General features: G+C 64.8%; 25 protein-coding genes and 2 tRNA genes. 18 read left to right on the plus strand and 9 right to left on the minus strand.

Annotation, left to right across the window (positions count from 1 at the left end; genetic code table 11):
* The first annotated feature begins 122 nt into the window (after nt 1-122).
* From acnA to CAL22_RS16790, 8 genes are all read left to right on the plus strand, one after another.
* Entirely contained in the window at nt 123-2,804 is a 2,682-nt protein-coding gene (gene acnA / locus CAL22_RS16755; protein ID WP_094815210.1) for an aconitate hydratase AcnA, read from the plus strand.
* 16 nt (nt 2,805-2,820) lie between these two features.
* A complete protein-coding gene (locus tag CAL22_RS16760) occupies nt 2,821-4,182 on the plus strand; it encodes a dihydroorotase (protein ID WP_167383719.1) in 1,362 nt (453 codons plus the stop codon).
* Between the two features lie 19 nt (nt 4,183-4,201).
* Nucleotides 4,202-4,924 (plus strand): isochorismatase family protein, encoded by a 723-nt coding sequence (locus tag CAL22_RS16765; protein ID WP_094815214.1) that lies wholly within the window; start codon nt 4,202-4,204, stop codon nt 4,922-4,924.
* 4 nt (nt 4,925-4,928) lie between these two features.
* Nucleotides 4,929-5,930: a CobW family GTP-binding protein gene (locus tag CAL22_RS16770; protein WP_094815216.1), complete on the plus strand. Its 1,002-nt coding sequence runs from the start codon at nt 4,929-4,931 to the stop codon at nt 5,928-5,930.
* Nucleotides 5,931-5,983: 53 nt separating this feature from the next.
* Nucleotides 5,984-6,059: transfer RNA gene (locus tag CAL22_RS16775), tRNA-Gly, on the plus strand.
* A gap of 70 nt (nt 6,060-6,129) precedes the next feature.
* Nucleotides 6,130-6,203: transfer RNA gene (locus CAL22_RS16780), tRNA-Cys, on the plus strand.
* A gap of 202 nt (nt 6,204-6,405) precedes the next feature.
* Nucleotides 6,406-6,660, plus strand: coding sequence for a hypothetical protein (locus tag CAL22_RS16785; RefSeq protein ID WP_244193971.1), 255 nt, complete (start codon nt 6,406-6,408; stop codon nt 6,658-6,660).
* A gap of 50 nt (nt 6,661-6,710) precedes the next feature.
* Nucleotides 6,711-7,286: a DUF2946 family protein gene (locus tag CAL22_RS16790; protein WP_094815218.1), complete on the plus strand. Its 576-nt coding sequence runs from the start codon at nt 6,711-6,713 to the stop codon at nt 7,284-7,286.
* Here the strand turns inward: CAL22_RS16790 and CAL22_RS16795 are convergent.
* A complete protein-coding gene (locus CAL22_RS16795; protein ID WP_094815220.1) occupies nt 7,264-7,668 on the minus strand; it encodes a DoxX family protein in 405 nt (134 codons plus the stop codon). The two genes, CAL22_RS16790 and CAL22_RS16795, sit on opposite strands and share 23 nt — an antisense overlap.
* Nucleotides 7,669-7,785: 117 nt before the next feature.
* Between CAL22_RS16795 and CAL22_RS16800 the strand changes: the two genes are divergently transcribed.
* The 5 genes from CAL22_RS16800 to CAL22_RS16820 are packed head-to-tail and all read left to right on the plus strand — an operon-like array spanning nt 7,786 to nt 11,900.
* Nucleotides 7,786-8,703, plus strand: coding sequence for a LysR family transcriptional regulator (locus CAL22_RS16800; protein WP_167383666.1), 918 nt, complete (start codon nt 7,786-7,788; stop codon nt 8,701-8,703).
* Between the two features lie 9 nt (nt 8,704-8,712).
* Entirely contained in the window at nt 8,713-9,291 is a 579-nt protein-coding gene (locus CAL22_RS16805) for an NUDIX hydrolase (protein ID WP_094815222.1), read from the plus strand.
* A complete protein-coding gene (aat, locus tag CAL22_RS16810) occupies nt 9,288-10,040 on the plus strand; it encodes a leucyl/phenylalanyl-tRNA--protein transferase (RefSeq protein WP_094815224.1) in 753 nt (250 codons plus the stop codon). Before CAL22_RS16805 ends, aat begins: the two co-directional genes overlap by 4 nt.
* A 42-nt stretch (nt 10,041-10,082) precedes the next feature.
* Nucleotides 10,083-10,802, plus strand: a complete 720-nt coding sequence (locus CAL22_RS16815; RefSeq protein ID WP_094815226.1) for an arginyltransferase — start codon at nt 10,083-10,085, stop codon at nt 10,800-10,802.
* 42 nt (nt 10,803-10,844) lie between these two features.
* Nucleotides 10,845-11,900: a quinone-dependent dihydroorotate dehydrogenase gene (locus CAL22_RS16820; protein WP_094815228.1), complete on the plus strand. Its 1,056-nt coding sequence runs from the start codon at nt 10,845-10,847 to the stop codon at nt 11,898-11,900.
* 171 nt (nt 11,901-12,071) lie between these two features.
* Here CAL22_RS16820 and phaP read toward each other — a convergent pair whose 3' ends face one another.
* Complete coding sequence (gene phaP, locus CAL22_RS16825; RefSeq protein ID WP_094815230.1) at nt 12,072-12,650, minus strand: TIGR01841 family phasin; 579 nt, start codon at nt 12,648-12,650, stop codon at nt 12,072-12,074.
* 358 nt (nt 12,651-13,008) lie between these two features.
* Here phaP and CAL22_RS16830 point away from each other — a divergent pair, with 358 nt between their 5' ends.
* Nucleotides 13,009-13,986 (plus strand): tripartite tricarboxylate transporter substrate binding protein BugD, encoded by a 978-nt coding sequence (locus CAL22_RS16830; RefSeq protein WP_094815232.1) that lies wholly within the window; start codon nt 13,009-13,011, stop codon nt 13,984-13,986.
* A gap of 123 nt (nt 13,987-14,109) precedes the next feature.
* On the opposite strand, the gene CAL22_RS16835 is transcribed toward CAL22_RS16830, so the two are convergent.
* The 3 genes from CAL22_RS16835 to CAL22_RS16845 form a co-directional block, all read right to left on the minus strand.
* The gene (locus CAL22_RS16835) at nt 14,110-14,940 is read right to left on the minus strand and encodes an IclR family transcriptional regulator (protein ID WP_094815233.1); all 831 of its coding nucleotides are present in this window, start codon (nt 14,938-14,940) and stop codon (nt 14,110-14,112) included.
* A 113-nt stretch (nt 14,941-15,053) separates the two neighbouring features.
* Nucleotides 15,054-15,869 (minus strand): competence/damage-inducible protein A, encoded by an 816-nt coding sequence (locus CAL22_RS16840; RefSeq protein WP_094815235.1) that lies wholly within the window; start codon nt 15,867-15,869, stop codon nt 15,054-15,056.
* 21 nt (nt 15,870-15,890) lie between these two features.
* Complete coding sequence (locus CAL22_RS16845) at nt 15,891-16,679, minus strand: EI24 domain-containing protein (protein WP_094816734.1); 789 nt, start codon at nt 16,677-16,679, stop codon at nt 15,891-15,893.
* Nucleotides 16,680-16,740: 61 nt separating this feature from the next.
* Between CAL22_RS16845 and CAL22_RS16850 the strand changes: the two genes are divergently transcribed.
* Nucleotides 16,741-17,124 (plus strand): thioredoxin family protein, encoded by a 384-nt coding sequence (locus CAL22_RS16850; RefSeq protein WP_094815237.1) that lies wholly within the window; start codon nt 16,741-16,743, stop codon nt 17,122-17,124.
* Nucleotides 17,125-17,232: 108 nt separating this feature from the next.
* Here CAL22_RS16850 and CAL22_RS16855 read toward each other — a convergent pair whose 3' ends face one another.
* The 3 genes from CAL22_RS16855 to CAL22_RS16865 form a co-directional block, all read right to left on the minus strand.
* Nucleotides 17,233-18,690, minus strand: a complete 1,458-nt coding sequence (locus CAL22_RS16855) for a DEAD/DEAH box helicase (RefSeq protein WP_094815239.1) — start codon at nt 18,688-18,690, stop codon at nt 17,233-17,235.
* A gap of 162 nt (nt 18,691-18,852) precedes the next feature.
* Complete coding sequence (locus CAL22_RS16860; protein ID WP_094815241.1) at nt 18,853-19,182, minus strand: AzlD domain-containing protein; 330 nt, start codon at nt 19,180-19,182, stop codon at nt 18,853-18,855.
* Entirely contained in the window at nt 19,182-19,853 is a 672-nt protein-coding gene (locus tag CAL22_RS16865) for an AzlC family ABC transporter permease (RefSeq protein ID WP_094815242.1), read from the minus strand. The genes CAL22_RS16860 and CAL22_RS16865 overlap by 1 nt, the downstream gene beginning before the upstream one ends.
* A 429-nt stretch (nt 19,854-20,282) precedes the next feature.
* On the opposite strand from CAL22_RS16865, the gene CAL22_RS16870 reads away from it, so the two are divergent.
* The 3 genes from CAL22_RS16870 to CAL22_RS16880 are packed head-to-tail and all read left to right on the plus strand — an operon-like array spanning nt 20,283 to nt 22,047.
* On the plus strand, nt 20,283-20,486 hold the full coding sequence (locus tag CAL22_RS16870) for a zinc-finger domain-containing protein (RefSeq protein ID WP_029578974.1): 204 nt from the start codon (nt 20,283-20,285) through the stop codon (nt 20,484-20,486).
* Nucleotides 20,487-20,515: 29 nt separating this feature from the next.
* On the plus strand, nt 20,516-20,938 hold the full coding sequence (locus CAL22_RS16875) for a YybH family protein (protein ID WP_094815244.1): 423 nt from the start codon (nt 20,516-20,518) through the stop codon (nt 20,936-20,938).
* 11 nt (nt 20,939-20,949) lie between these two features.
* Nucleotides 20,950-22,047 (plus strand): YheT family hydrolase, encoded by a 1,098-nt coding sequence (locus CAL22_RS16880; protein ID WP_094815246.1) that lies wholly within the window; start codon nt 20,950-20,952, stop codon nt 22,045-22,047.
* A gap of 13 nt (nt 22,048-22,060) precedes the next feature.
* On the opposite strand, the gene CAL22_RS16885 is transcribed toward CAL22_RS16880, so the two are convergent.
* Nucleotides 22,061-23,578 carry a M48 family metalloprotease gene (locus CAL22_RS16885; protein WP_094815248.1) on the minus strand — a complete coding sequence of 506 codons (1,518 nt, stop codon included), beginning with the start codon at nt 23,576-23,578 and terminating at the stop codon, nt 22,061-22,063.
* Nucleotides 23,579-23,620: the final 42 nt, after the last annotated feature.

The following is a 23,620-nucleotide window of genomic DNA, read 5'->3' on the forward strand; positions in this document are numbered from 1 at the left end:
GTTTTTACATTCAAAACTGTACGAGCATCAAGGATAAATCCATTCGAGCAAGCCCATAGTGTTGACACTATGATCGGATCAGTCTTAAGATCAATCCCGCCTGGAATTCTTCTTTCACCACCATGATTCATGCCTTATCCAGCGGCGGCCGGTCGCTGCACTACGTTGACCTGGCCAGCGCAGCCCAAGCACAGGGCCGCGATCTGCTCGCGCAGCCCTACGTCATCCGCGTCCTGCTGGAGAATCTGTATCGCCATCAACAATGGGGCGATGCCATTTCCGACGCGGAGATCGAGCGTCTGTGGCACTGGCGTGACCATGTCGGCGCCGACCTTGCCCTGCACGTCGCCCGAGTCATCCTGCCTGACTCCAGCGGCCTGCCCGTGCTGCAGGATCTCGCCGCGCTGCGCGATGCCGTCGCGCAGGCCGGCGGTGACGCGGCGCAAGTCGACACCCGCATCCCCGTGGACCTCATCGTGGACCACTCCCTGCAAGTGGATCACTGGGGCGACGCCCAGGCGGTGTCGCGCAACCTGCGCCGGGAGTTCGAGCGCAACGACGAGCGCTACCGGTTTCTCAAATGGGCCCAACAGGCCTTCAAGGGGCTGCGCGTCATCCCCCCGGGTATGGGCATCATCCACCAGATCAATCTGGAATATCTCGCGCCGGTCGTCGCGACCCGGCAGCGCGGTGACGAGTGCTGGGCCTACCCCGATTTCGTGATCGGCGGCGACTCGCACACACCGATGGTCAACGCATTGGGCGTGCTGGGGTGGGGGGTGGGCGGCATCGACGCCGAAGCCGCCCTGCTGGGCCAGGCCTACACCTTCCCGGTTCCGGAGGTCATTGGCGTGCGCCTGACCGGCCAGATATGCCCGCCGGCGCTCACGACCGACGCAGCCTTGCTGATCACTCAGCGGCTACGCGCCGCTGGCGTTACCGGCCGCATGGTGGAGTTCTTCGGGCCGGCGGTTGAGCAACTGAGCATCCCCGAGCGCGCGACCATCGCCAACATGGCGCCCGAGTATGGCGCGACCTGTGGCTTCTTTCCCATCGACGCGCAAAGCCTGGCCTACGCGCGCATGACCGGGCGAGCGCCGCAGCAAGTTCAGCTCATCGAAGATTACGCCAGGGCCAATCACCTCTGGCGCGACGCCAGCACGCCCGTGCCGCACTATGCCCGCATCGTCGACATCGACCTCTCCGAAGCCGTGCCCAGCATGGCGGGCCCGCGCCGGCCGCAAGACCGCATGCCCTGGCCTGACGTCCCAGCCGATTTCCGCCGCCGCCTCACCCAGCCCTTGAACGAGGGCGGCTTCGGGCTGGCGACGGCGCCGGCACCGGCCTCACGTCAGACGCTCACGCATGGCTCCATCGTGCTGGCGGCGATCACCTCCTGCACCAACACGTCCAACCCGGCCGTCATGCTGGCCGCCGGCCTGGTCGCCAAGAAAGCCCTGGCACTGGGGCTTACGCCCCCCGACTGGCTAAAGCGCTCGCTGGCGCCCGGTTCGCGCGCCGTCACCCGCTACCTGCAGGACGCCGGCCTGCTCGAAGCCCTCCAGGCGCAAGGGTTCGAAGTCATCGGCTACGGCTGCACGACCTGTGGCGGCAAATCGGGTCCGTTGACCCCGCAGGCCACCGACGCCATCGGCCAAGCGGGTCTGGTCACGGCCGCCGTTCTGTCGGGCAACCGCAACTTCGAAGGCCGGATCCACAAGCTCGTGCGCGCCAATTACATTGGATCGCCGGCCATGGTGGTGCTTTTCGCGCTGGCCGGCCGGGTCGATATCGACCTCGACACCGAACCCCTGGGCCCAGGCCGGGATGGCCGGCCGGTTTACCTGGCCGACGTCTGGCCCACGCCGCAAGAAATCCAGGCCTTGCTGCCCTACGCCGCCAATCCGGCCATTTTTGCCGACGTCTATGCCCCCGAAAGCCTGGACAGCGCGATCTGGCAGGATCTGCAAGCCCCCGGCGGGCTGCACTTCCCCTGGGACCCCGCTTCGCGCTACCTGGTGGAGCCGCCTTTTTTCCAGGGCGGCCCCAGCCATCCGCTGCAAGATCTGGCACGCAGCCTGCGGCAGGCGCGCGTCCTGGCCGCGTTCGGCGACTCGCTGACGACCGACCACATTTCACCCAGCGGAGAAATCCCGGCCGACACGCCGGCCGGGCGCTACCTCACCGACGCCGGCCTGACGCCGCGCGACTTCAATACCTATGTGGCGCGGCGCTGCAATCACCACGTCATGACGCGCGCCACCTTTGGCAATATTCGCATCAAGAATGAACTCGTCCCCGGCATCGAGGGCGGCTTTACGCGCCACTTCCCGGACAACGCCACCACCACCATCTTTGACGCCGCGCAGGCCTACCGTCAGGAAGACACGGCGGCCATCGTGTTGGGCGGCAAGGATTATGGGATGGGCAGCAGCCGTGACTGGGCCGCCAAGGGCTCGGCGCTGCTGGGTGTGCGCGCCGTGATCGCCGAATCCTTCGAACGCATCCATCGCGCCAACCTGGTGGGCATGGGCGTGCTGCCCCTGGCCTTCGAACCCGGACAAGGCTGGCGTCAATTGGGCCTGGAGGGCAGCGAACGCTTCGCGCTGCACAACATCGAGGCCGGCATCATGAGCGGAGAGCCCATCGAAGTCACCGCCGAGGCCGTCGATGGCCAAACAACCCGCTTTACCGTAAGCGCTCAGGTTCTGACCGAAGCCGAGCGCCAACTCATGGCCGCAGGGGGGATACCCGCCAGCGTGCTGCACAGTTTTTTGAATGAACCGGCCGCCAACCCCGCTTGAGCAGGAAATGACCACCATGCTGGATCTCGTACTTATCAATGCAAGACTGATGTTGCCAGGCCAGGGCCTGACCGAAGGCGTTCTCGGCGTTCGCGAAGGGCGTATTGTCCTCATCGCCGCGCCCGGCGAGGCGCCTGCGGCGCGCGAAACCATAGACTGCGAGGGTCTGTGGGTGTTGCCCGGCTTGATCGATCCGCACGTGCACTTTGGCTTTGGATCGCCCGAGACCGACTTCGAAACCGAATCGCGCTTTGCGGCCCTGGGCGGAACGACGTCGGTACTGTCCTTCCACCGCTCGGCCGACATCCGCGAATCGTTCGACGCCGTGCGCGAACGGGCGCTGGCGCAAAGCTGCGTAGACTTCGGTTTTCACTTTGGCATCACCAGCCACCTGCACGTCGACACGCTGGATGATATTTCGCGGCGGTTTGGCGTGTCTTCGTACAAGCTTTACATGATGTACAAGGGCGCAGCCGGGCTGTCCAAGGGATTTACGGATATCGACGACGGCCTGCTCTATTCCGCCCTGAAGACCACAGCGTCCATCCCCGGCGCCATCATGGGCGTGCATTGCGAGAACGTCGAAGTCATCCCGGTGCTGCGCGATCCGCTGCGCGCGGCCGGCCGCGATGACCTGAAGGCCTGGAACGAACAAAGCCCGGATTTTCTCGAAGCCGAGAACGTGCATCGCGTGTGCTACTTCGCCAACAAAGTCGGCGCCGCCGTCAACATCGTGCATCTGAGCAGCCGCGAAGCCCTGAATGAGGCGCGGCGCCACCGCCGCACGCCTGGCGCGCCCCCCGTCTACGTCGAAACCTGCCCGCACTACCTGTTTCTGAACGACGAATCGCCGGCCGGCCCTTACGCCAAGGTCAATCCGCCCGTGCGCGGGCAGGATGACGTGGAGGCCATGTGGGAAGGTGTGCTGGACGGCTCCATCACCACCATAGGCACCGACCATGTGCCGCGCAAACGGATCACCAAGGACAAGGACATCTGGGCGGCCACCAACGGGTTCCCCGGCACGGGACTGATGCTGCCCATCCTGCTGCACGAGGGCTATCACCGCCGCGGCGTACCGCTGGAAACCCTGATGAAGGTCGCCGCCGAAAACAGCGCACGCATTTATCGCATGCCTTCCAAGGGCAGCATCGAGATCGGCAAGGATGCCGACCTGGTCGTGGTCGACCCCGATCTGCAACGCGTGGTCGACCCCGCGACCCTGGAATCGAACTCCGATTACTCGCCCTATGAAGGCATGACCCTCAAGGGCTGGCCGGTGCGCACGCTGGTGCGTGGCCGCACGGTTGCCCTGGACGGCCGCATCACCGATCAAGCGCGCGCCGAGCCCGGTGGCCGCTATCTCAACCGCTTCTGATTTTTCTGCAGGAACCGACATGAGCGAAACCAAGAAACGCATCTGGGACGACTTTCTGACCGAGCGCGACAAGCAGGTGCTGGCCCAGGCTGGCTACGGCAAGCGCGGCGGCTTTGGCAAGCGCCCCGCCCTGTTCATCATCGACGTGCAGTACAACTTCTGCGGCGATACGCCCGAAGACATTCTCGAAGGCCTGAAGCAGTACCGCACGCACTGCGGCCGCGAAGCCTGGGAAGCCGTCGAACACATCGTGCCCTTGCTCGAACTCGCCCGCGACAAGAATATTCCGGTGTTCTATACCGAAAGCGGCCGACGCGCCGATCTGCTCGACAGCGGCGTGCAAGTGGGCAAAAACCATCGCGGTGGCGAGAAGACCGTGCTGGCCGACACCCATGCCACGCAGACCGTCGAAGCGCTGGCGCCGCGCCCGCAGGACATCCGCATCACCAAGCAGAAGCCTTCGTGCTTTTTCGGCACGATCTTCATGAGCCATCTGAACTTCCTGGATGTCGATACGCTGATCCTGGTGGGCTGCACGTCCTCCGGCTGCCTGCGCGCCACGACCGTCGATGCCTATTCCTATAATTTCAAGGTCATCATCCCCGAGGAATGCGCCTTCGACCGCTTCCAGTCCAGCCACGCCATGAGCCTGTTCGACCTGAACTGCAAGTACGCCGACGTGATCCCGAGCGTGGAGGTCGCAGACTATTTGCGCGAACTGCCCGCGCCCAAGGCTGACTGACCTCATGAATACGGCGACCGCCCTGCCGGTCTATCTGTTGACCGGGTTTCTGGGCAGCGGCAAGACCACCCTGCTTTCACGCCTGGTGCACAGCCCTGCCTTCCAGGACACCGCCGTCATCATCAATGAGTTTGGCGAAGTCGGCCTGGATCACCTGCTGCTGGGCCAGGCCGACGACAGCGATGTGGTGTTGCTGGACTCGGGCTGCCTGTGCTGCGCATCCAGCAGTTCCCTGGCCGACACGCTGGAGTCGCTGTATTACCGGCGCCAGCGCGGCGAGCTGCCGCCGTTTGCGCGCGTGGTGATCGAAACGTCCGGGCTGGCCGATCCCGGTCCGGTGATCAACACGCTGGCCTCCGATACGCTCATCGCCCGCCACTACCGCTTCGCCGGCGCCGTCGCCACGCTCGATGCGGTTCATGGGGTGCAATCGGTGCACGACTACCGTGAGGCCGCCACCCAGATCGCCATCGCCGATCGCATCGCGCTGACCAAAACCGATATCGCCGCGCCGTCATCCATTGCAGCGGCGCGCCAGTTGCTGCAGGAGCGCAATCCCACCGCCAGCGTGCTGCCCACCACACCGGCCAATATCGAGCAAAGCGCGCCCGCCTTGTTCGCCGACCTGCAAGCCGGCCACCTCGACGCCGTGCCCGCCCAGCCCAGCGGGCCTGCCACGCCGATCGCCCACGTGCTGCGCTATGGCATTGCCTCCTATATCTGGCGCCAGGCGGACCCCATAGGCTGGGAAGCCTATGCCCGCTGGGTACGCTACCTCCAGTTGCACCTGGGAGAGCGCCTGCTGCGTGTCAAAGGCCTGTTGCGCTGGAGCGACGGGTCGCTGCGCGCCGTGCATGGCGTGCATCACCTCTTCAATGCTCCCGAGCCGCTGTGCGGTCCGGCCGCCGCGTCGTCTCAGGCTGGCGCGCTGGTGGTCATCGCGCGGGATCTCTCGGCCGAGGAACTGGCCGATGCGATGCTGCAACTTCAAGCGCACGCCACTTGAACATGCCTGCAAAAAATGTGTATAATTCTTTTCTTCGTTGAATACGAAGCCCTGCGGGAATAGCTCAGTTGGTAGAGCGCAACCTTGCCAAGGTTGAGGTCGCGAGTTCGAGACTCGTTTCCCGCTCCAAATTCAAAAAAGGGAAGCTTAAGGCATCTAGCCCTTGCTTCCTTTTTTCTTGCAGCAACGTTTTACTGCCGGCGCAATGGCAGAGTGGTTATGCAGCGGATTGCAAATCCGTGTACGTCGGTTCGATTCCGGCTTGCGCCTCCAAATTCAAACCCCCGTTACGGTCCATCCTGACGGGGGTTTTCGTTTGGTGCGCAGCCACGCCAGCCCGCGCATTTGCTTACGCTTGCCTACGGCTCGCAGCGTCATGGTGCCGCACGCCTTGCTATGGTGTGCGCTGACTGACAAGCCCTTGAACACCATGACCGATCTTTTCCTGACGTGGCGCCGGCGTCTGCCCGGCGCGATGATTGCCGTGCTCCTGGCCGCCTGGGCCGCCCCCTCCCTCGCGCACGACCACCCTCATCGCCGTGGCGACTATACCCAGACCTACTGGGACGGCGCCTGCAAGGTGGAACGCAAATGGAAGCGCAATGGCCAGTACAAGGAAAAGCGCAAATGCCGCCCCGCCTATGCCTATCCGCAAGCCGTGCATCCCCAAACGGTTTATGGCCCGCCCGCCATTGTCATCCAGCCGCCGCCCATCATCCTGCGGCCGTAAGCGCCTGCCTATAATGCCCAGGCGCGGCCTCATGCCGCAATGAGCGCCTCATGGATCAAGCCGTCTTAGACTCCCTGCAACGCTGGCCCAATGTCCCCGCCGTGTACGGCTGGCTGTCGCTGGACAAGCGCGGACGCTGGCGGCTGCACCCGGATCAGGGCGAGGCCCAGCCCATCACCAATGCGCAGATTCTGGCCTTCATGGACCGCAACTACAGCGTGGACGAGGCCGGCTGCTGGTTTTTCCAGAACGGCCCCCAACGCGTCTACGTGGACCTGGCGGGCGCGCCCTACATCCTGCGGCTGGATGACCATGCGCAGCGCCTGATCAGCCATAACGGCCTGCCGGCGGGCACGATCAAACAGTGGTGGCTGGACGAGCGCGGCCAGCTCTGGGCGGACACCGAGCTGGGCCCCGGCCTGCTCGATGACCGCGACCTGCAGAGCGCGCTCGACCGGCTCATGCTCGACGATGGGCGCGCCCTGCTGGATGCGCCCGATGCCCTGCAGGGGCCGCAAATTCTGCAGGGCCTGGGCAGCCGGACCGCGTTCGCCCTGACCGACCAGGCCAGCCTGCCCGCCAGGCTGGGCTTCGTGCCGCGCCCTAGGCCCGGCGACCGCTCTTGACCAGCGTGAACTTGCCGTCGCCCAGCAAGGCCAGCACGGCTGCCGACAGCGCCAGGAATACCGGGTACTCCCAGCCGCCGCCCGGGTTGCCGAACCCCCAGCCATTGCCAAAATGCACCGTGGACGCCACCAGCAACTGGACCGTGGCCACCACGGCCACCCAGCGCGGCACAATGCCCAGAATCAGAAACAGGCCGCCCACAATTTCGAAGAAAGTCACCGGATAAGCCAGCCAGCCGGCAAAACCAATTTTCGCGAAGAACTGAGCCGTGCCGGGCAGCGTAAAGACCAGCAACTTGGTCAGGCCGTGGGCCAGGTACATCACGCCCAGCATCAGGCGCAGAAGAAAAGCGGCGTAAGGCGCGCTGCGGGTATCGATCATTATTATCTCCATAGGAACATCGAATCGCCTTCAAGAGCGATGGCAGCATTCTGTCGATTCCAAAAGCGGAGATAAACCGCCAAAATCGCAAATGGTTATTGCCAAACCAGGAACAATATGGACACCTATGGCGCCATGCAGACCTTTGCCAAGGTCGTCGAGCTGGGCTCATTCGCCGGCGCGGCCGACCGCGCCGGCATCGCAAGATCCGTCGTAACGCGGCAGATCGCTTTTCTTGAAGAAAAGTACGGGGTGCGGCTGCTCAACCGCAGCACCCGCAAACTCAGCCTCACCGACGCCGGGCGCGCCTTCTATGAACGCGTGCGCCCCCTGCTCAACGAGCTGGCCGAACTGGACCTGGCCCTGCAGGCGCAAGGCAGCCAGCCCACCGGCCGGCTGCGCGTAGCCGCCCCGGTGTCGTTCGGCGCCCTGCATCTCGGGCCCGCCATCGCCGACTATCTGCAAACCTACCCGCAGGTCGTCATCGACCTCGATCTGAACGACCGGGTCGTGGACCTGGTTGAAGACGGCTACGATGTGGCCGTGCGCATCGGCCCGCTGACGGACTCTTCGCTGGTCGCCCGGCCGCTGGCGCCGCAACCGCTCTACGTCTGCGCTGCCCCGGCCTACCTGGCCCGCCACGGCACGCCACAGCAACCCGAAGATCTGCGCCTGCACCGCTGCCTGCATTACAGCTATGCCAGCGGCGGCAATGACTGGACCTTCGAGCAAGACGGGCGCACCACGGTGGTGCGCATTAATCCGGCCATGCGCGCCAATAATGGCGATGTCCTGCGCACCGCGGCGCTGGCCGGCCACGGCATCATCCAGCAACCGGAGTTTTTGGTCGGTGAGGACCTGCGCGCCGGCCGCCTGGTGGCCGTGCTGCCGGACTACGAACGGCCGCCGATCACCATGATGGCCGTCTACCCCCATCGCAGGCTGCTCTCGCCCAAGGTCCGCTCATTTGTCGAGCACCTGGAAACGCACTTCGGCACGCAAACTTCCGCTGCCGGCACCCTACGCAACCGGTAGAATCAAGCCATGACCGCGCCCACCTACTTCCCGGCTCCGCGCCGCGCCAATTTCTGCAGCCAATGCGGCTCACCCGTTGCCCACCGCGTGCCGGAAGGCGACAACCGGGAAAGAGACCTCTGTGATCACTGCGGCGCCATTCACTACCAGAATCCGCGCATGGTGGTGGGTACGGTACCCGTCTGGCAAGGGCGCATCCTGCTGTGCCGGCGCGCCATCGAGCCGCGTTACAACACCTGGACACTGCCGGCCGGCTTCATGGAGCTGGGCGAAAGCACGGCGCAAGGCGCCGGGCGCGAGACGCTGGAAGAATCCGGCGCACGGATCCGCCTCGGCCAGCTCTACACCATCATCGACGTCCCCCAGATCGAGCAGGTACATATCTTCTATCTGGCCGACTTGCTCGGCCCGGAGCTCGATCCCGGCCCCGAAAGCCTGGAGGCGCGTTTTTTTGACGAGTCCGAAATCCCTTGGGACGATCTGGCGTTTCGCACCGTGGCCACCACGCTGGAGCGCTACCTGCAGGACCGCCGCACGGGCCACTTTCCGACGCACCACTACACGCTCGAGTCGCATCGCTCATCTTGAAGCTGCCCTGGCTGCAGGCCGACACGCCGTTTCCGCCGCCCGACACGGCGCTGACCGAACCCAACGGCCTATTGGCCGCCGGGGGTGAACTCTCGGTCGAGCGCCTGCGGCAAGCCTATTCTCAAGGCATCTTCCCCTGGTATTCGCAGGGCGAGCCCGTGTTGTGGTGGAGCCCTGATCCGCGCATGGTGCTGGCCTGTGACGACTTCGCCATCTCGCACTCGCTGCGCAAGAAACTGCGCGGACTGGCGCGCGCCGAGCAAGCCGACGAAGCCGGCATCACAGTGCGCGTGGACACGGCGTTTGCCGACGTCATGGCCGCCTGCGCGGGCGCACGCCCCGGCCAGCCCGGCACCTGGATCACCGCCGAGGTGCAGGCTGCCTACTGCGCCTGGCATGCGCAAGGCCAGGCGCACAGCATCGAAACCTGGATGGACGGCCGCCTGATCGGCGGCCTGTATGGCATCAGCCTGGGCGGCATGTTCTTTGGCGAGTCGATGTTCGCGCACGCCACCGACGCCTCCAAGATCGCGCTGGCCTACCTGGTGGGCCTGCTCAAGCGCCACGGCGTGGCCTGGATAGACTGCCAGCAACAGACCCGTCACCTGGCCAGCCTGGGCGCGCAGCCCGTACCCCGCTCCCGCTTCGTGGCCCACGTGGCGCAAGCCATCCGGCTGCCGGCGCCGCCATGGCGGCCCGGCAGGCTGCTTCAAACCGGCGACATCGTAGCCCTGGCGGTTCAGCGTTAATATGGGTTCGGCCGCGCCTCTACGCGCCGGCTGCCGCCCCGGATGAGCCAGCTCAAAGAACTCCCCTTCTCGACGCTTCAGTTCTATGCGACCGCCCCCTACCCCTGCAGCTATCTGCCGGGCCATCAGGCGCGCTCGCAGGTCGCCGCTCCCGGGCACCTCATCAATGCCGGCACTTACTCCCAACTGGTGCAGCAGGGCTTCCGGCGCAGCGGCCTGTTTACTTACCGGCCACATTGCGACAATTGCCGCGCCTGCACGCCGGTGCGAGTCGACACCGCCCAATACGCGCCCAACCGCAGCCAGCGCCGCGCCTGGAAGGCCCACCAGGATCTGCGCGCCTTCGTGGCCGAACTGGCCTGGTCGCCCGAACACTACGAGCTGTACTCCCGCTATCAGCAAGGCCGCCATCCCGGCGGCGGCATGGACGACGACAGCCGCAGCCAGTATGCGCAGTTTCTGCTGACCTCGCGGGTCAACACCCGCCTGGTGGAGTTCCGCCGGCCCGACGGGGCTTTGGCCATGATTTCCATCATCGATGTCCTCGAAGACGGCCTATCGTCGGTCTACACGTTCTACGACCCGGATGCGGCGGGCAGCCTGGGCACCTACAGCATCCTCTGGCAGATCGAGCAGTGCCGCAAGCTGGATCTGCCCTGGCTCTACCTGGGTTATTGGATCAAGGACAGCCGCAAGATGGCCTATAAAGCCAGTTTCCAGCCGCAAGAGCTCCATATCGACGGGCAGTGGCGCGCGCCCTGATCCCGCGTCGCGCGGGCGCCGACTCGCTTACAATTCTGCCTCATGTCTATCCTCTTCAATGCCTATCCCCTGGCCCGCCCGGCGTTGTTCGCCATGGATGCGGAAACCGCCCACGAAGTCACGCTCGCGGGCCTGCAACGAGCCTATGATTGCGGCGCGACGCGGCGTTGGCTGCATGACCAGCCCCGGCTGCCGACGACCCTGATGGGGATGACATTACGCAACCCGGTGGGTCTGGCTGCGGGCCTGGACAAAAATGGCGCCCATATCGACGCGCTGGGCAACCTGGGTTTTGGTTTCGTCGAAGTCGGCACGGTCACGCCGCGCGCCCAACCCGGCAATCCCAAACCGCGCATGTTCCGCCTGCCCCAGGCCACGGCGCTGATCAATCGCCTGGGTTTCAACAATCAGGGGCTGGACGCCTTTCTGGCCAACGTCCAGCGCAGCCGCTTCCGCAGCGAGGGCGGCATTCTGGGCCTGAACATCGGCAAGAACGCCGACACGCCGATCGAACGCGCCGCCGACGACTATCTGATCGGGCTGGCCGGCGTCTACCCGCATGCCGATTACGTCACGGTGAACATTTCTTCGCCCAACACCAAGAATCTGCGTGCGCTGCAGGGTGGCGACGAGCTGTCCGAATTACTGGCTGCCTTGCGCGACAAGCGAGCCGAACTCGCCCAGCAGCATCAGCGGCAGGTACCGCTGGTGGTCAAGATCGCGCCCGACCTGACCACTGAGCAGATCGACGTCATCGCCGACGCGCTGCTGGCCCACGGCGTGGATGGCGTCATTGCCACCAACACCACGCTATCGCGCGACGCCGTGCAGGGCATGGCACACGCGACGGAAGCCGGCGGCCTGTCCGGCGCCCCCGTACATGAACTGTCGCTGGCCGTCATTGCCCGCCTGCGGCAACGCGTCGGCAGCGCGCTGGCCATCATCGGCGTGGGTGGCATCGTCTCGGGCCAGCAGGCGCGCGAAAAAATGGCCGCTGGCGCCGATGCCGTGCAGCTGTATACCGGCCTGATCTACCGGGGTCCGGCCCTGGTGGGAGAATGCGTCGGCACCCTCAAGAACACGGGCGCCGCCCGCTGATCGCCCGCCCCAGGCAGACAAAAAAAGGCCACCCCGTTAAGGGTGGCCCTAATTCCAGCTCTGCTCTGTCACTCAACAGTACTACGACACGGTCGGGACAACAAGCCCACCGGGCAAAAAACCGGCGGCAGAAACACCGGCAGGCTTCCGACCGTTAACAGGCCACGTGCATCAAGCCGAACGGCGCGTGCGACCGGCGGCCTTCGTGGCAACATCAGCGGCGTCCGAGGCAGCCTTGAACGTGGCGTTGGCCGCTGCGTTCAGGTTGGACTCGGCGACTTCGGCAGCCTGCTTGGCGGCCTTGGTCAGCGAATCGTAGGCGCTGTTGGCGGTAGCCAGCGAGGACTTCATCAGGGCAACGGCGCTTTCCGAGCCGCTGGGCGCATTCTTGGAGAATTGCTCAACGGCGTCCTGCATCTGCTGTTGGCCTTCGGCGATCTGTTCTTCGGCCAGCTTGGCCAGATCGACCTGAACGCCGTTCAGGATGTCATAGACGTGCTTGCCATAAGCCAGGGCCTTTTCGGCGCTGGGCTGCACCAGGCCGGACGTGAAGGAAGCCGCATCCTGCGCATCCTTCAGATCCACGGCTTGCTGCGACTTCTGGGCAACTTCATCCAGCGTGGCCTTGACGACCTTCAGATTCAGGTCGATGAGTTTTTCGAACCCACCGAAAACGGCGGTTTGCGCCGCAACCAGAGTTTGAATGGCGGATTTCTGGCGAGCCAGAACTTGTTGGGGGATGGCGCTCATAGGGGTTCTCCTTCACATTAATTAGGATGGGCCTGGCCTGACGGGCCTATGGCCGACCACCAAACGGGCGCGGACCTGGTGAAACTGACCGCCGGCTCGTTTGTTGCGATGCACAATTTGTATTGTAGGTCGAAAAAATCCTCTGTCAAGCGCTATTTGTGCATCGCAACAATAACGGCAAATCCTTGTCGGCAAAGCGATTTTCGCCTCCCGTCAGGAATTTCCCCAGGGTGACGCCAGGCGCAGACTTCCCTACACTTCACCCCTCACCCAACTAATAACAATCCCTTACAAGTTGGGCCAAGATAAATTCATAACAAGTCATTCGCAGCGTTTTTTTCTCTGCATTGGAGACCCCATGAATCGCCTTTCCCGCACGCTTACGGTCGCTTTTGCCGCCGGCACGATGTTTGCCGCCGGTAGTGCAACGGCCGCCTATCCGGATCACCCCGTCAACATGGTGGTGCCCTTCGCCGCCGGCGGCCCGACGGACAACGTCGCGCGCTCCCTGGCGGAAGCGATGCGTCCCAGCTTGGGCGAAACCATCGTCGTCGAGAACAAGGGCGGCGCAGGCGGCACCATCGGCACCAACCAGGTTGCCCGCGCGCCGGCCGATGGCTACCAGATCCTGTTGATGCATGCCGGTTTCTCGACCGCGCCCTCGCTGTACAAGAGCCCTGGCTACGATCCTTACACCAGCTTCGCGCCTATCGGTCTGGTGGTCGACGTGCCCATGACCATCATCGCCCGTTCGGATTTCCCGGCCAACAACATCAAGGAACTGGCCGAGTACGTGAAGAAAAATCACGACAAGATCTCGCTGGCCAATGCCGGCATCGGCGCGGCCAGCCATTTGTGCGGCGTGATGCTGGCCGAAGCCTTCGGCGTGAATCTGCTGACCATCCCCTACAAGGGCACGGCACCGGCGATGAACGACTTGCTGGGCAAGCAGGTCGACCTGCTGTGCGACCAGACCACCAACACCACCCAGCAGATCGCCTCGGGCAAGGTCAAGGCCTATGCCGTCACCAGCCTCAAGCGCGTGCCGACGCTGCCTGATCTGCCCACGATGGACGAGTCGGGCTTCAAGGACTTTGAGGTCGGTATCTGGCACGGCATGTGGGTGCCCAAGGACACGCCCAAGGACGTGCAGGAAAAGCTGGTGAAATCCTTGCAGGCCGGCCTGGCCGATCCGAAGTTTCAGGAGCGCATGAAGCAGCTCGGCGCTACCGTGCTGTCTTCGGAGGCCAATCCCAAGGCGCTCGACGCCAAGGTCAAGCAACAAGTCCCGCAATGGGAAAAACTGTTCTCCAAGGCAGGTGTCGAGAAACAGTAAACACCGCGGCGGGCAAACCCGCCCCACGGTCAAACGGCCCGTCCTGGCAAGGAGGGGCCGTTTTTTTTGGGGATGCCGCCGTGCCTGCGCCGCCGCCCCGCGGCACTGCCGGGGCGCGAGAAACTAGGCCGCCACCACGCCGGGGTGGGCGTCGGGTTCGAAGCCCAGGGCCTCGGAGATGGTGGCCGCCGCGTCGGTCAACAGGCGCACCCATTCGTCCTGCAGGCGCTCCGCCGGGGCGGAAATCGACAGCCCCGCCACCAGGCGGCCGGTATCGTCGCGGATACCGGCGGCGATACAGCGCACACCGAGTTCGAGCTCTTCGTTGTCGCGCGCATAGCCGTGGCGGCGCACCAGCGCCAGCTCGCGCTCGAGACGGTCGGGCTCGGTCAGGCTGTTGCGCGTATGGCCGGCCAGCCCGGTACGCAAGGCGTAGGCGCGCACCTGGCGCTGATCCCAGGTCGACAGAAACAGTTTGCCCGTGGAGGTCAGGTGCAGCGGAGCGCGCCCGCCAATGGCGCGCACCACCTGCATGCCCGAGCGCTCGCTCCATGCACGGTCGATGTAGACGATCTCATCGCCCTGCTGTACTGACAGATTGATGGTCTGCCCGGTGGAACGATGCAGATTGCGCATGATGCCGATCGCGGCTTCGCGCACGTTCAGGCGCCCCTTGACCAGAGAACCCAGCTCGAGCAGCCGCATGCCCAATTGATAGAGACCGTTATCTACCCGCTCGACATAGCGGCCGATGACCAGATCATTGAGGATGCGATGCGCCGTGGAAGCATGCAGCCCCGTCGTGGCCGACAACTCTTTGAGCGTGACCGGCTCCGGCTGCGCCGCCAGCGCGTCAAGCAGGCTCATGGCGCGCTCTATCACCTGGATGGCGATTTGCGGCTGACCGGCGTCGGGGTCCGGCGTGGTGACGGAGGCAGAAGGCTGACGGGACATAGTCTCTGACGTGCGCGCCCGAAATGCGGCAACGCAGCAAAATTTTATTTATCGTATTGTGAAATTCGGGCTGCCATTTGGCAACCCTTATTTGTACGCCCGCCCGGCTGACATCAGCCTTTTACGGGGGCCGTGAACTGTCCCCCCAGGCGCAGCACCTCGGCCCGCAAGAACTCGAGCGCCTCGGCCGCCGGTTCGGGCTCGCCTTTGACGCCCAGTTCGATGTGTCCGGGCGCGCCTGCTTCACCCACGCTGGGCAGGCTGAAAGCGCGCACGGCAGGCCAGCGCGACTCCAGCGCCTGCAAGGACAGCGTGATGCGCGACTCCGGCATGTTGAACACCAGAAAAGAATGCTCGCTGTGGCGCACCGTGTGCTGCAGCTCGCGGTAGCGCGTATCCAGGGTCCACTCCAGCATGGGCCAGGCCATCACCGGAAAACCCGGCACGAAGCTGTGCTCGCGGATGTAAAAACCCGGGATGCGGTTGTAGGGATTGGGAATGATCTCGCAGCCCTGCGGAAAGACGCCCATTTGCAGGCGCTGCTGGTTCTCCGGCGTGCTCATGTCCGCCGTGCCCTGCCCTTTGGCAACCAGATCCTGGGTGCGCTGCACGATGGCCTGCTCGGCCTGCGGATGCAGGGCCAGATCCACGCCCAACGCCTCGGCCGCGGCCTGCCGTGTGTGGTCATCGGGGGTAGCGCCTATCCCCCCGCAAGAAAACACGATATCGCCACTGGCGAAGCTGCGCCGGTAGGCCGCCACCAGCTTGTCGCGCTCATCGGGCAGGAACTCGGCCCACGACAACTGCATGCCGCGCGCGCCCAGCATTTCGATCACTTTGGCGAAATGCTTATCCTGGCGGCGTCCGGAGAGGATTTCATCACCCACGATGATCAGACCGATGCGGCGGGCGGCTATATCTGCGGCCATGAGAATTCCAGAGAAATGAGGTTAATCGTCTATCGGCGCCTGCTGCGCCCGCAGGCGTTGCAGGCTGTGCAAACCGTAATGCGCATACACCAGGCTGGAATACACCGGCAGGATGATCCAGGCCGGGGGCAGCAGATTGAGCAGCGCGCAGATCAGGCCGATAACCCAGAAACCGGTGTTGTGGCGGGCCAGTAGCCAACGCCGCTCCTGCGGGCTGGCATGCTCGACGATGGCATCGACGCGCAGCATGCGCGTGAAAGCGAACGCCCACCAGAATACCGACAGCAGCAGCGCCATGGGCGGCACCAGCCAGAAGGGCAAGGTCAGCAACCAGCCCAGGGCAAACAACAGACTGACCCAGATGGCGTTCCAGACGCTGACGACCGTGGCGTTGCGGCCCATGCGGGTCAGGCCGGCGTACTCGCGCTGGCTCACATGGCGCAGGACCAGCGGCATGACGAACACCGCGGCGATCGCCAGCCCCAGAATGCCCGAGATCGGTAGCAAAATGGCGGCCGCCACCAGGGGCACGAGATAGAGCTTCAGCGAAAACAGGCCGATGGCCACCAACCATTCATCGACCCGGTTGACCATCTCCCATTGCGAGGCCTCCAGACGCAGCCAGTCCGTCAGCGGCGTCCAGAACAACCACAGCAGCAGGATGGAGCCCACCAGCGCGATCAGAAAGGGCAAAAGCACGGCGAACAGCATGCCCGGATGCAATTGGGACACGAAGGCGCGCTTGAAGGCGCGCGCCACATCGGCCCCGGTACTGGCCGAGTAGGCCCGAGGATGGGAAGGAAGGGTCATGGGCGCCGCCGAAAGAAAGGCATGCCGGGTATGATAGTCAAACACGCTGCGATTTGCCCACATGCCTTTACTCTTGCCCGGAACCGACTCCCAAAGCCTGCGCCAGGCGCTGGCCCGTCCCGATACCTGGCTGATCGCCTGTTTCTGCGCCGCCTGGTGCAGCACCTGCCTGCAATACCGGCCCAAACTCGACGCCCTTGCACACGCGCGCCCCGGCCATGTCTTCGTGTGGGTGGATATCGAGGACCACCCCGATTTGTTGGGCGATGAGGATGTCGAGAACTTCCCCACGCTGCTGGTGCAGGCGGGCGGGCGCACGCTGTTTTACGGCACCATGCTGCCGCACATCGGTCATCTGGAGCGCCTGCTCGATAGCCTGACGGCCGACGCGCCAGCCGTCACCACCGCATTGCCCGATATCCGCGCATTGCTCACGCAAGCCTGAGCCCGCGCCTGCCTTGCGGCGGCCCGGATGGCTCAGTAGGGTCAGAAGATCGGCGTGATGGCCGCCAGGCCGGGAACGCCATGCGGCCCGGCCTGCGGCAGCGCAACCTTAGTCAGGCTTGCGGCTGCCGCCCAGGAGCACGGCCAGCTGGCGCTTGCCCGTCGACGGCGAGCGCGGGGCATCCGGTTCCGCGGCGGCACTGGACGCGGCGGGTACATAGGGCTTGTAGAAGAAGTCGTCCACCGGTTGGCGCGGCGCGCGGCGGTTGTCGCGCCCGCTGTCACGCCCTTCCCGGTTGTCCCGCCCTTCGCGGCCCTCACGACCCTCACGGCCCTCACGGCTGCTGCCGCGTTCGCCGCCACGGCCGTGGCTGGCCGCCAGCAACTCGGCGGGGATTTCCAGTTTGCCGCGCGGCACTTGACGCTTGATCAGCTTCTCGATGTCGAGCAGGTAACGCTCTTCTTCGGGGGTGAACAGGGCAATAGCCTCGCCGCTGGCGCCCGCGCGGCCCGTACGGCCGATGCGGTGCACATAGTCTTCGGCGTTGTAGGGCAGGTCATAGTTGATGACGCAGGGCACGCCCGCCACGTCCAGGCCGCGCGCGGCCACGTCGGTGGCAACCAGCACTTCCAGTTCGCCCGCCTTGAACGCTTCCAGCGCCTTCATGCGGTCGGCCTGGGATTTGTCGCCATGGATGGACTCGGCCTTGACGCCATCGCGCTCGAGCTGACGGGCCAGCCGGGCCGTGCCGATCTTGGTGTTGGAGAACACGATGACCTGCTTCAGGCCGCGCGATTTCACCAGATGCACCACCGCGGCGCGCTTGGCTTCGCCCGTCATCTGATAGGCGATCTGCGTGACCGTATCGGCCGTGGCGTTGCGCGCCGCGACTTCGATCTCGACCGGCTGGTTCAGATAGGAACGCCCCAGCTTGCGGATTTCATTGCTGAAGGTGGCGGAAAACAGCAGGCCCTGGCGCTGCGGCGGCAGCAGGCGAATGATGCGTTCGAGATCGGGCAAAAAGCCCATGTCCAGCATGCGGTCGGCCTCGTCGAGCACGAGGATGCCGACCTGGCTGAGATTGACGTTCTTCTGCTCGACGTGGTCGAGCAGCCGGCCCGGCGTCGCGACCAATACTTCGCAGCCGCGGCGCAGAGCTTCCTTCTGCGGACCAATATCCACGCCGCCGAACACCACGGCCGAACGCAAGGGCGTATGCAGGCTGTAGCGCTTGACGCTTTCGTAGACCTGATCCGCGAGTTCGCGGGTCGGCGTGAGGATCAGCGCGCGCACCGGATGCCGGGCAGGCGAAGCACTGCTGTTGGCCATCGGCATCAATCGATGCAAGATGGGCACGGTAAACGCGGCGGTCTTGCCGGTCCCCGTTTGCGCGGCCCCCATGACGTCGCGCCCTTCCGCAACAATCGGGATCGCCTGAGCCTGAATAGGCGTGGGGCTGGTGTAGCCCGTCTCGACAATGGACTTAAGCAGTAACGGATGAAGTCCGAAATCGGCGAAGGTGCGCGCCTCTGATGAGGGCGCGGCGGAGGAGGTAGATTCAGTCATCGGGATGGGCAGATACCGGGCCACGAGAAAAAGAACAAAACGGATTACGGCTAGCCCGGATTGCGGTGGATAACTTTATTTTAGCTCAGCCGCGCCATGACATCGGTACGGGCCGTCAAAGCGGGGCCGCACGGGGGGCCTGACCGCTGTCTCAGGAAGCGTTCAACCCGCCAGCCAGCGCAGGCCCCAGAGAGCCAGCATCCCCACCACGATCACCATGACGGCGCTGCGGGTGCGCAAAAAAACAACAATCCCCAAGAGCGCGGCGACCAGTTTGTAGTCAAAGACCGGCCCCAGGCCCGCCTGCCAGGGCAGAAAATCCGGCACCACAATGGCCGTCAAGGCGGCCACGGGCGCATAACGCAGCGCGCGCCGCACCGAAGCCGGCAGCGGCAGATAATCGCCAAACACCATGAAACCCGAGCGTGTGATCAGGCTGCACAAGCCCAGCAGCAAAATGGCGCTGTAGACGTAGATATCGTGATCGTCCATCAGCGGGCCGGCCGTTTCAGGTAGCGTTCGGCCAGCATGCCGGCGACGATGCCCGCGATAACCGCGGCGGCCAGACCCAGGCGCAGCGGCAGCGCCTGCCCCACCCAGGCCACCAGACCGGCGGCCAGGACGGACACGACAATGGGCCGGGTCGTGACCAGCGGCACCGTGATGGCCATCAGCGCCAGCACGGCCGCGAAATCCAGCGACCAGGCCGAGGGCACCATGGCGCCCAGATAAATCCCGATGATCGAGGCGGTTTGCCACACCACCCAGCCGGGGCTGATGGTGCCCAGGAAAAACCAGAGCTGCTCCCGCGTGCCGCGCACACTGGCTTCGCCGTAGCGCGGCATGAACAACACAAAGCCCATATCCGTCGTGAAATAGCCCAGCCCCAGGCGCTTGGGCCAACTCAAATGCCGAAAATACGGATGCAGGGCGGCGCCAAAGATCAGAAACCGCAGATTGACCACGAAACCGGCCGCGAAGATAAGCCATAGCGGCGCGCCGGCCATGATGAGCGGCAGGGAGGTGAGCTGGGCCGACCCGGCGTAGAGCAGCAGCGTCATGGTCACCGCCATGGACTCGGTCAGGCCCGACTTGACCATCGCCACACCGGTCACCAGCCCCCAAGTGCCCGTCGCGATCAGGGCGGGGGCAATCGCGTGCACGCCTTGCCGGAAGGCAACGCCGCGCTCGTGGCGGATCTGCCGGGCTTCTTCAAGCGTACAGTCGGAAGAATCAGAAGCCACTGCCGGGCCTCTGGCGGAACAACGACATGGTGCTCACAGAAATAGGGGAAAGACAGGCCCAGGGCGCCAACCGGCGGGGCAACGCTGTACCACGCTGCAACTTTGAGGTAGGCCAAGGCACGAATTGACCCTTATTGTAACCTTCCCGCTTGATACAATAAGGCGCACTGGAAGGAGGAAGGCAGGCCGATGGCTCATCGTAGTGGATTCGTCCGGATGGCCGCGATCGCCGGTCGGACGACCCGTCCGCCTCTTTCGCTTCGCCGCGATGCCCCGCAGCCGGCCACGTCCCGGCAGCAATGAACCTTTCCCACGATTGATCGTCTTACGTTTTTTTAGGAACGTCTCATGACCGCCGCCGCCCAAGCCGCGCAAAATGCCATCGAAGTTGGCGCCGAAGATCTGCCGGTGTATTGCCCCGGCCCCAAGGCTCCGCTGTGGAGCATGCATCCGCGTGTATTTCTCGACGTCGCCCACACCGGCAGCGCCCGCTGCCCCTACTGTGGGACCGAGTACCGGCTCAAACCCGGCACGGTTGTCCACGGTCACTAACCGCGCGTCGAGCGCTTGCCCCTGCCGCCATGTTCGCCACTCCCGACGAAGCCGAGCACGCTTTCTACGACGCCCTCGAGCAGGCCGACGCCGACCGGCTCATGCAGATCTGGGCTGACGACGAAGAAGTCGTCTGCATCCATCCCGGAGGCCTGCGCATCGTGGGCCACTCCGCGGTGCACGAGTCCTGGCAGCAGGTGCTGGCCAATGGCCCGCTGCGCATCCGCCCCCTGCGCCCGGTCGTGGTGCAGAGCATGATGTGCGCGGTTCATGTGCTGGTCGAACAGATCACGGTGCTCACGCGGGAAGGCACGCAGTTCGCCAACTGCTACGCCACGAATATCTATCACAAAGGTCCGACCGGCTGGCGCATGGTCATGCATCATGCCTCCCAGGCGCCGGCCGAAGCCGGCGTGCTGGATTTGCACGACGTACCCGACCGTTTGCACTAGGTGCGCTTTCCTTGGCTGCAACACGGATAGACCTCACCGCCTGCCCCGTCCCGTCCTGGCTGCCCGATGGGCATAGCCAGACCTTGTACGCGGCGTCGCTGGCCCAGTACCACCGCATCGCCTTTGTGCGCGAACGGGTGGACACGCCGGATACGGATTTCGTCGATTTCGACTGGACCGGCCCCGGCCTGTTTCCGCACAAGACGGCCGACGGGCGCGCCTTCACGGGCGATGCGCCAGTCAATGGCAAGACCGCTGCCGCGCGCTGGATGGCGCCCGAAGACTGGAACTCCCTACCGCGCAACGCCGATACGCCCGCGCTGGTGCTGTTCCATGGTTTGGAGGGCGGCAGCAACAGCCGCTATGCCCAATCCGTCGCGCACCATTTCCGCGCGCGGGGCTGGATCGTGGCCATCGCCCATTTCCGCGGTTGCTCGGGGGTGCCCAACCGCCTGGCCCGGGCCTACTACTCGGGCGACTCCGAAGAAGTCGGTTTCATGCTGGAGACCGTGCGCCGCCGCATTCCGCAGGCCCGCTGGCATGCGGTGGGCGTGTCCCTGGGGGGCAATGCCTTGCTGAAATATCTCGGCGAACACCCCGACAGCACGCAATGGCTGGCCGGCGCGGCCGGCGTGTCCGTGCCCTTGGACCTGGTCGCCGGCGGCAAGGCGCTGTGCCAGGGTGTTTTCGGGCGCCGCATTTATACGCCCTATTTTCTGCGCACCATGAAGCACAAGGTGCTCGAGAAGGCCAAGCGCTTTCCTGGCGCGATCGACGTCATGCGCATCGCCAACGCGCGCGACCTGCGCGACTTCGATGATGCCTATACCGCGCCCATGCACGGTTTCCGCAACGCACTGGATTACTGGACGCGCGCGTCGAGCAAACCCTGGCTGGCCAAGATCGGGATCCCGACCCTGGTGCTCAATGCGCGCAATGATCCTTTCCTGCCGGAAAGCGCCCTGCCCGTGCCGGCGGAATGCGCCGATCAGGTGCTGCTGCATCAACCGGCGGCAGGCGGGCACGCGGGATTTCCGTCGGGTCCGTTTCCGGCGCACCTGAACTGGCTGCCGCAACGCCTGGGCCGTTTTTTCGAGACCGGCAAGTAAGCCGGCCGCCGCCTCATCCCGAGCGAAAGCGCTCCAGCAAGGCGCGCTCATCGGCCAGCTTCTGCTTGACCTCGCGGATCTGCACGTCGATCTGCGACTGCTCATAAAAATCCGTGGACAGATTGCGGGCCTGCTGCAGTTGCGACTCGGCGGCGGCGTAGGCGCCCGTGGCCACGTAAAACCGCGCCATGTCGCGCCGCGCATCGACCGGATGCCCCGTGCGCTCCTGGCTTTGCGCCAGCAGCTGATACAGCTCGGGCTCGTCGCTGCCCCACTGCTCGATACGTTTGCGCAGATAGGCCTGGGCCTCGGCATTGCGGCCGCTGTCCTGCAAGGCCTGCGCATAGGCCATGCCCAGCGCGCGGCGATCCGGCCATTGTTTGATGGCCGCCTGAGCCAAGGCGAGCTCGCGCGCGCTGTCCTTGCGCGCCGCGGCGATATCGATGGCAAGCTTGGCCATTTGCGGCGACGTCCGCCCGCCGGCCGAGGCCAGATCCAGATAATGCTGAGCCTGGTCCAGGTCGTTGCGCGTGAAGTTGTAGTACGCCAGGCCATATTCCGCCGCGGCGCGCCGCACGCCCGACAGGGCCCGGCTTTCATCCAGCAGTTGCTGCTGAGCCGTGCGCAGGCTGGCGGCATCCCGCCCCTGCACCACCCGCATTTTGGCGCGGATGAACCAGAAATCATCGCTATCGATATAGCGCGAGGACGGCTGCTCGCGGATGCGGTTTTGCACGTCCGACATCCGTTCGATCGACAACGGGTGGGTGCTGGCCCAGGCGCCGCCGCCCAGCCCCTCGTTCAGGCGTGAGGCGTTCATGAGGCGCTCGAACATGCGCGACATCCCGGCCGGGTCGTACCCGGCGCGCGTGAGCATCTGCAGGCCGGTGCGATCGGCCTCCCGCTCGGCATCGCGCGAGAACCCCAATTGCCGATTGATGGCCGCGGCCTGCCCGAAAGCCGCCACCCCCATGGCCAGATTGCCCCCGCCGCCGGCCAGCGCGGCCAGCAGGGCCGCCGCCAGGCTGGCCATCATCACCACACTGTTCTGATTCTGCTGGGTCATACCGCGCGCAATGTGACGCTGCGTGACGTGGCCGATTTCGTGCGCCAGCACCGCCGCCAGCTCCGACTCGCTGGACGAAGAGACAATCAAGCCGGTGTTCACGCCGATGAAACCGCCGGGCATGGCAAAAGCGTTGATCTCGGGATCGCGCACCCCGAACATCTCTACCTCAGGCACGCCGCCGGGCGCATGCGAGGCCAGTTTGCGCCCCATGGTGGTGAGATACTGCGCCAACTCCGGATCGTTGACGTAAGTCGGGTCGCGCCGCCCTTGCGCCATGATGGCTTCGCCCAACTGGCGTTCCAGGGCCGGAGAGAGATCGGCCGACGAGGCCGCTCCCATGGAAGGCAACCCCACTGGCTGCGCCACGGCCGGCGCCACCGGCACCAGAAGTGCCAGACAAAGCAAGGCGGCCAATGAACGATTTCCAGCCTTGAGCGAAAATAAGCAGGTGTGGCGGTTCATGGCACTATGATAGCTAGAGCCAGAAAAAGTTTTCGCCATCCA

The sequence above is a fragment of the Bordetella genomosp. 12 genome, from assembly GCF_002261355.1.
Classification (GTDB): Bacteria; Pseudomonadota; Gammaproteobacteria; order Burkholderiales; family Burkholderiaceae_B; genus Bordetella.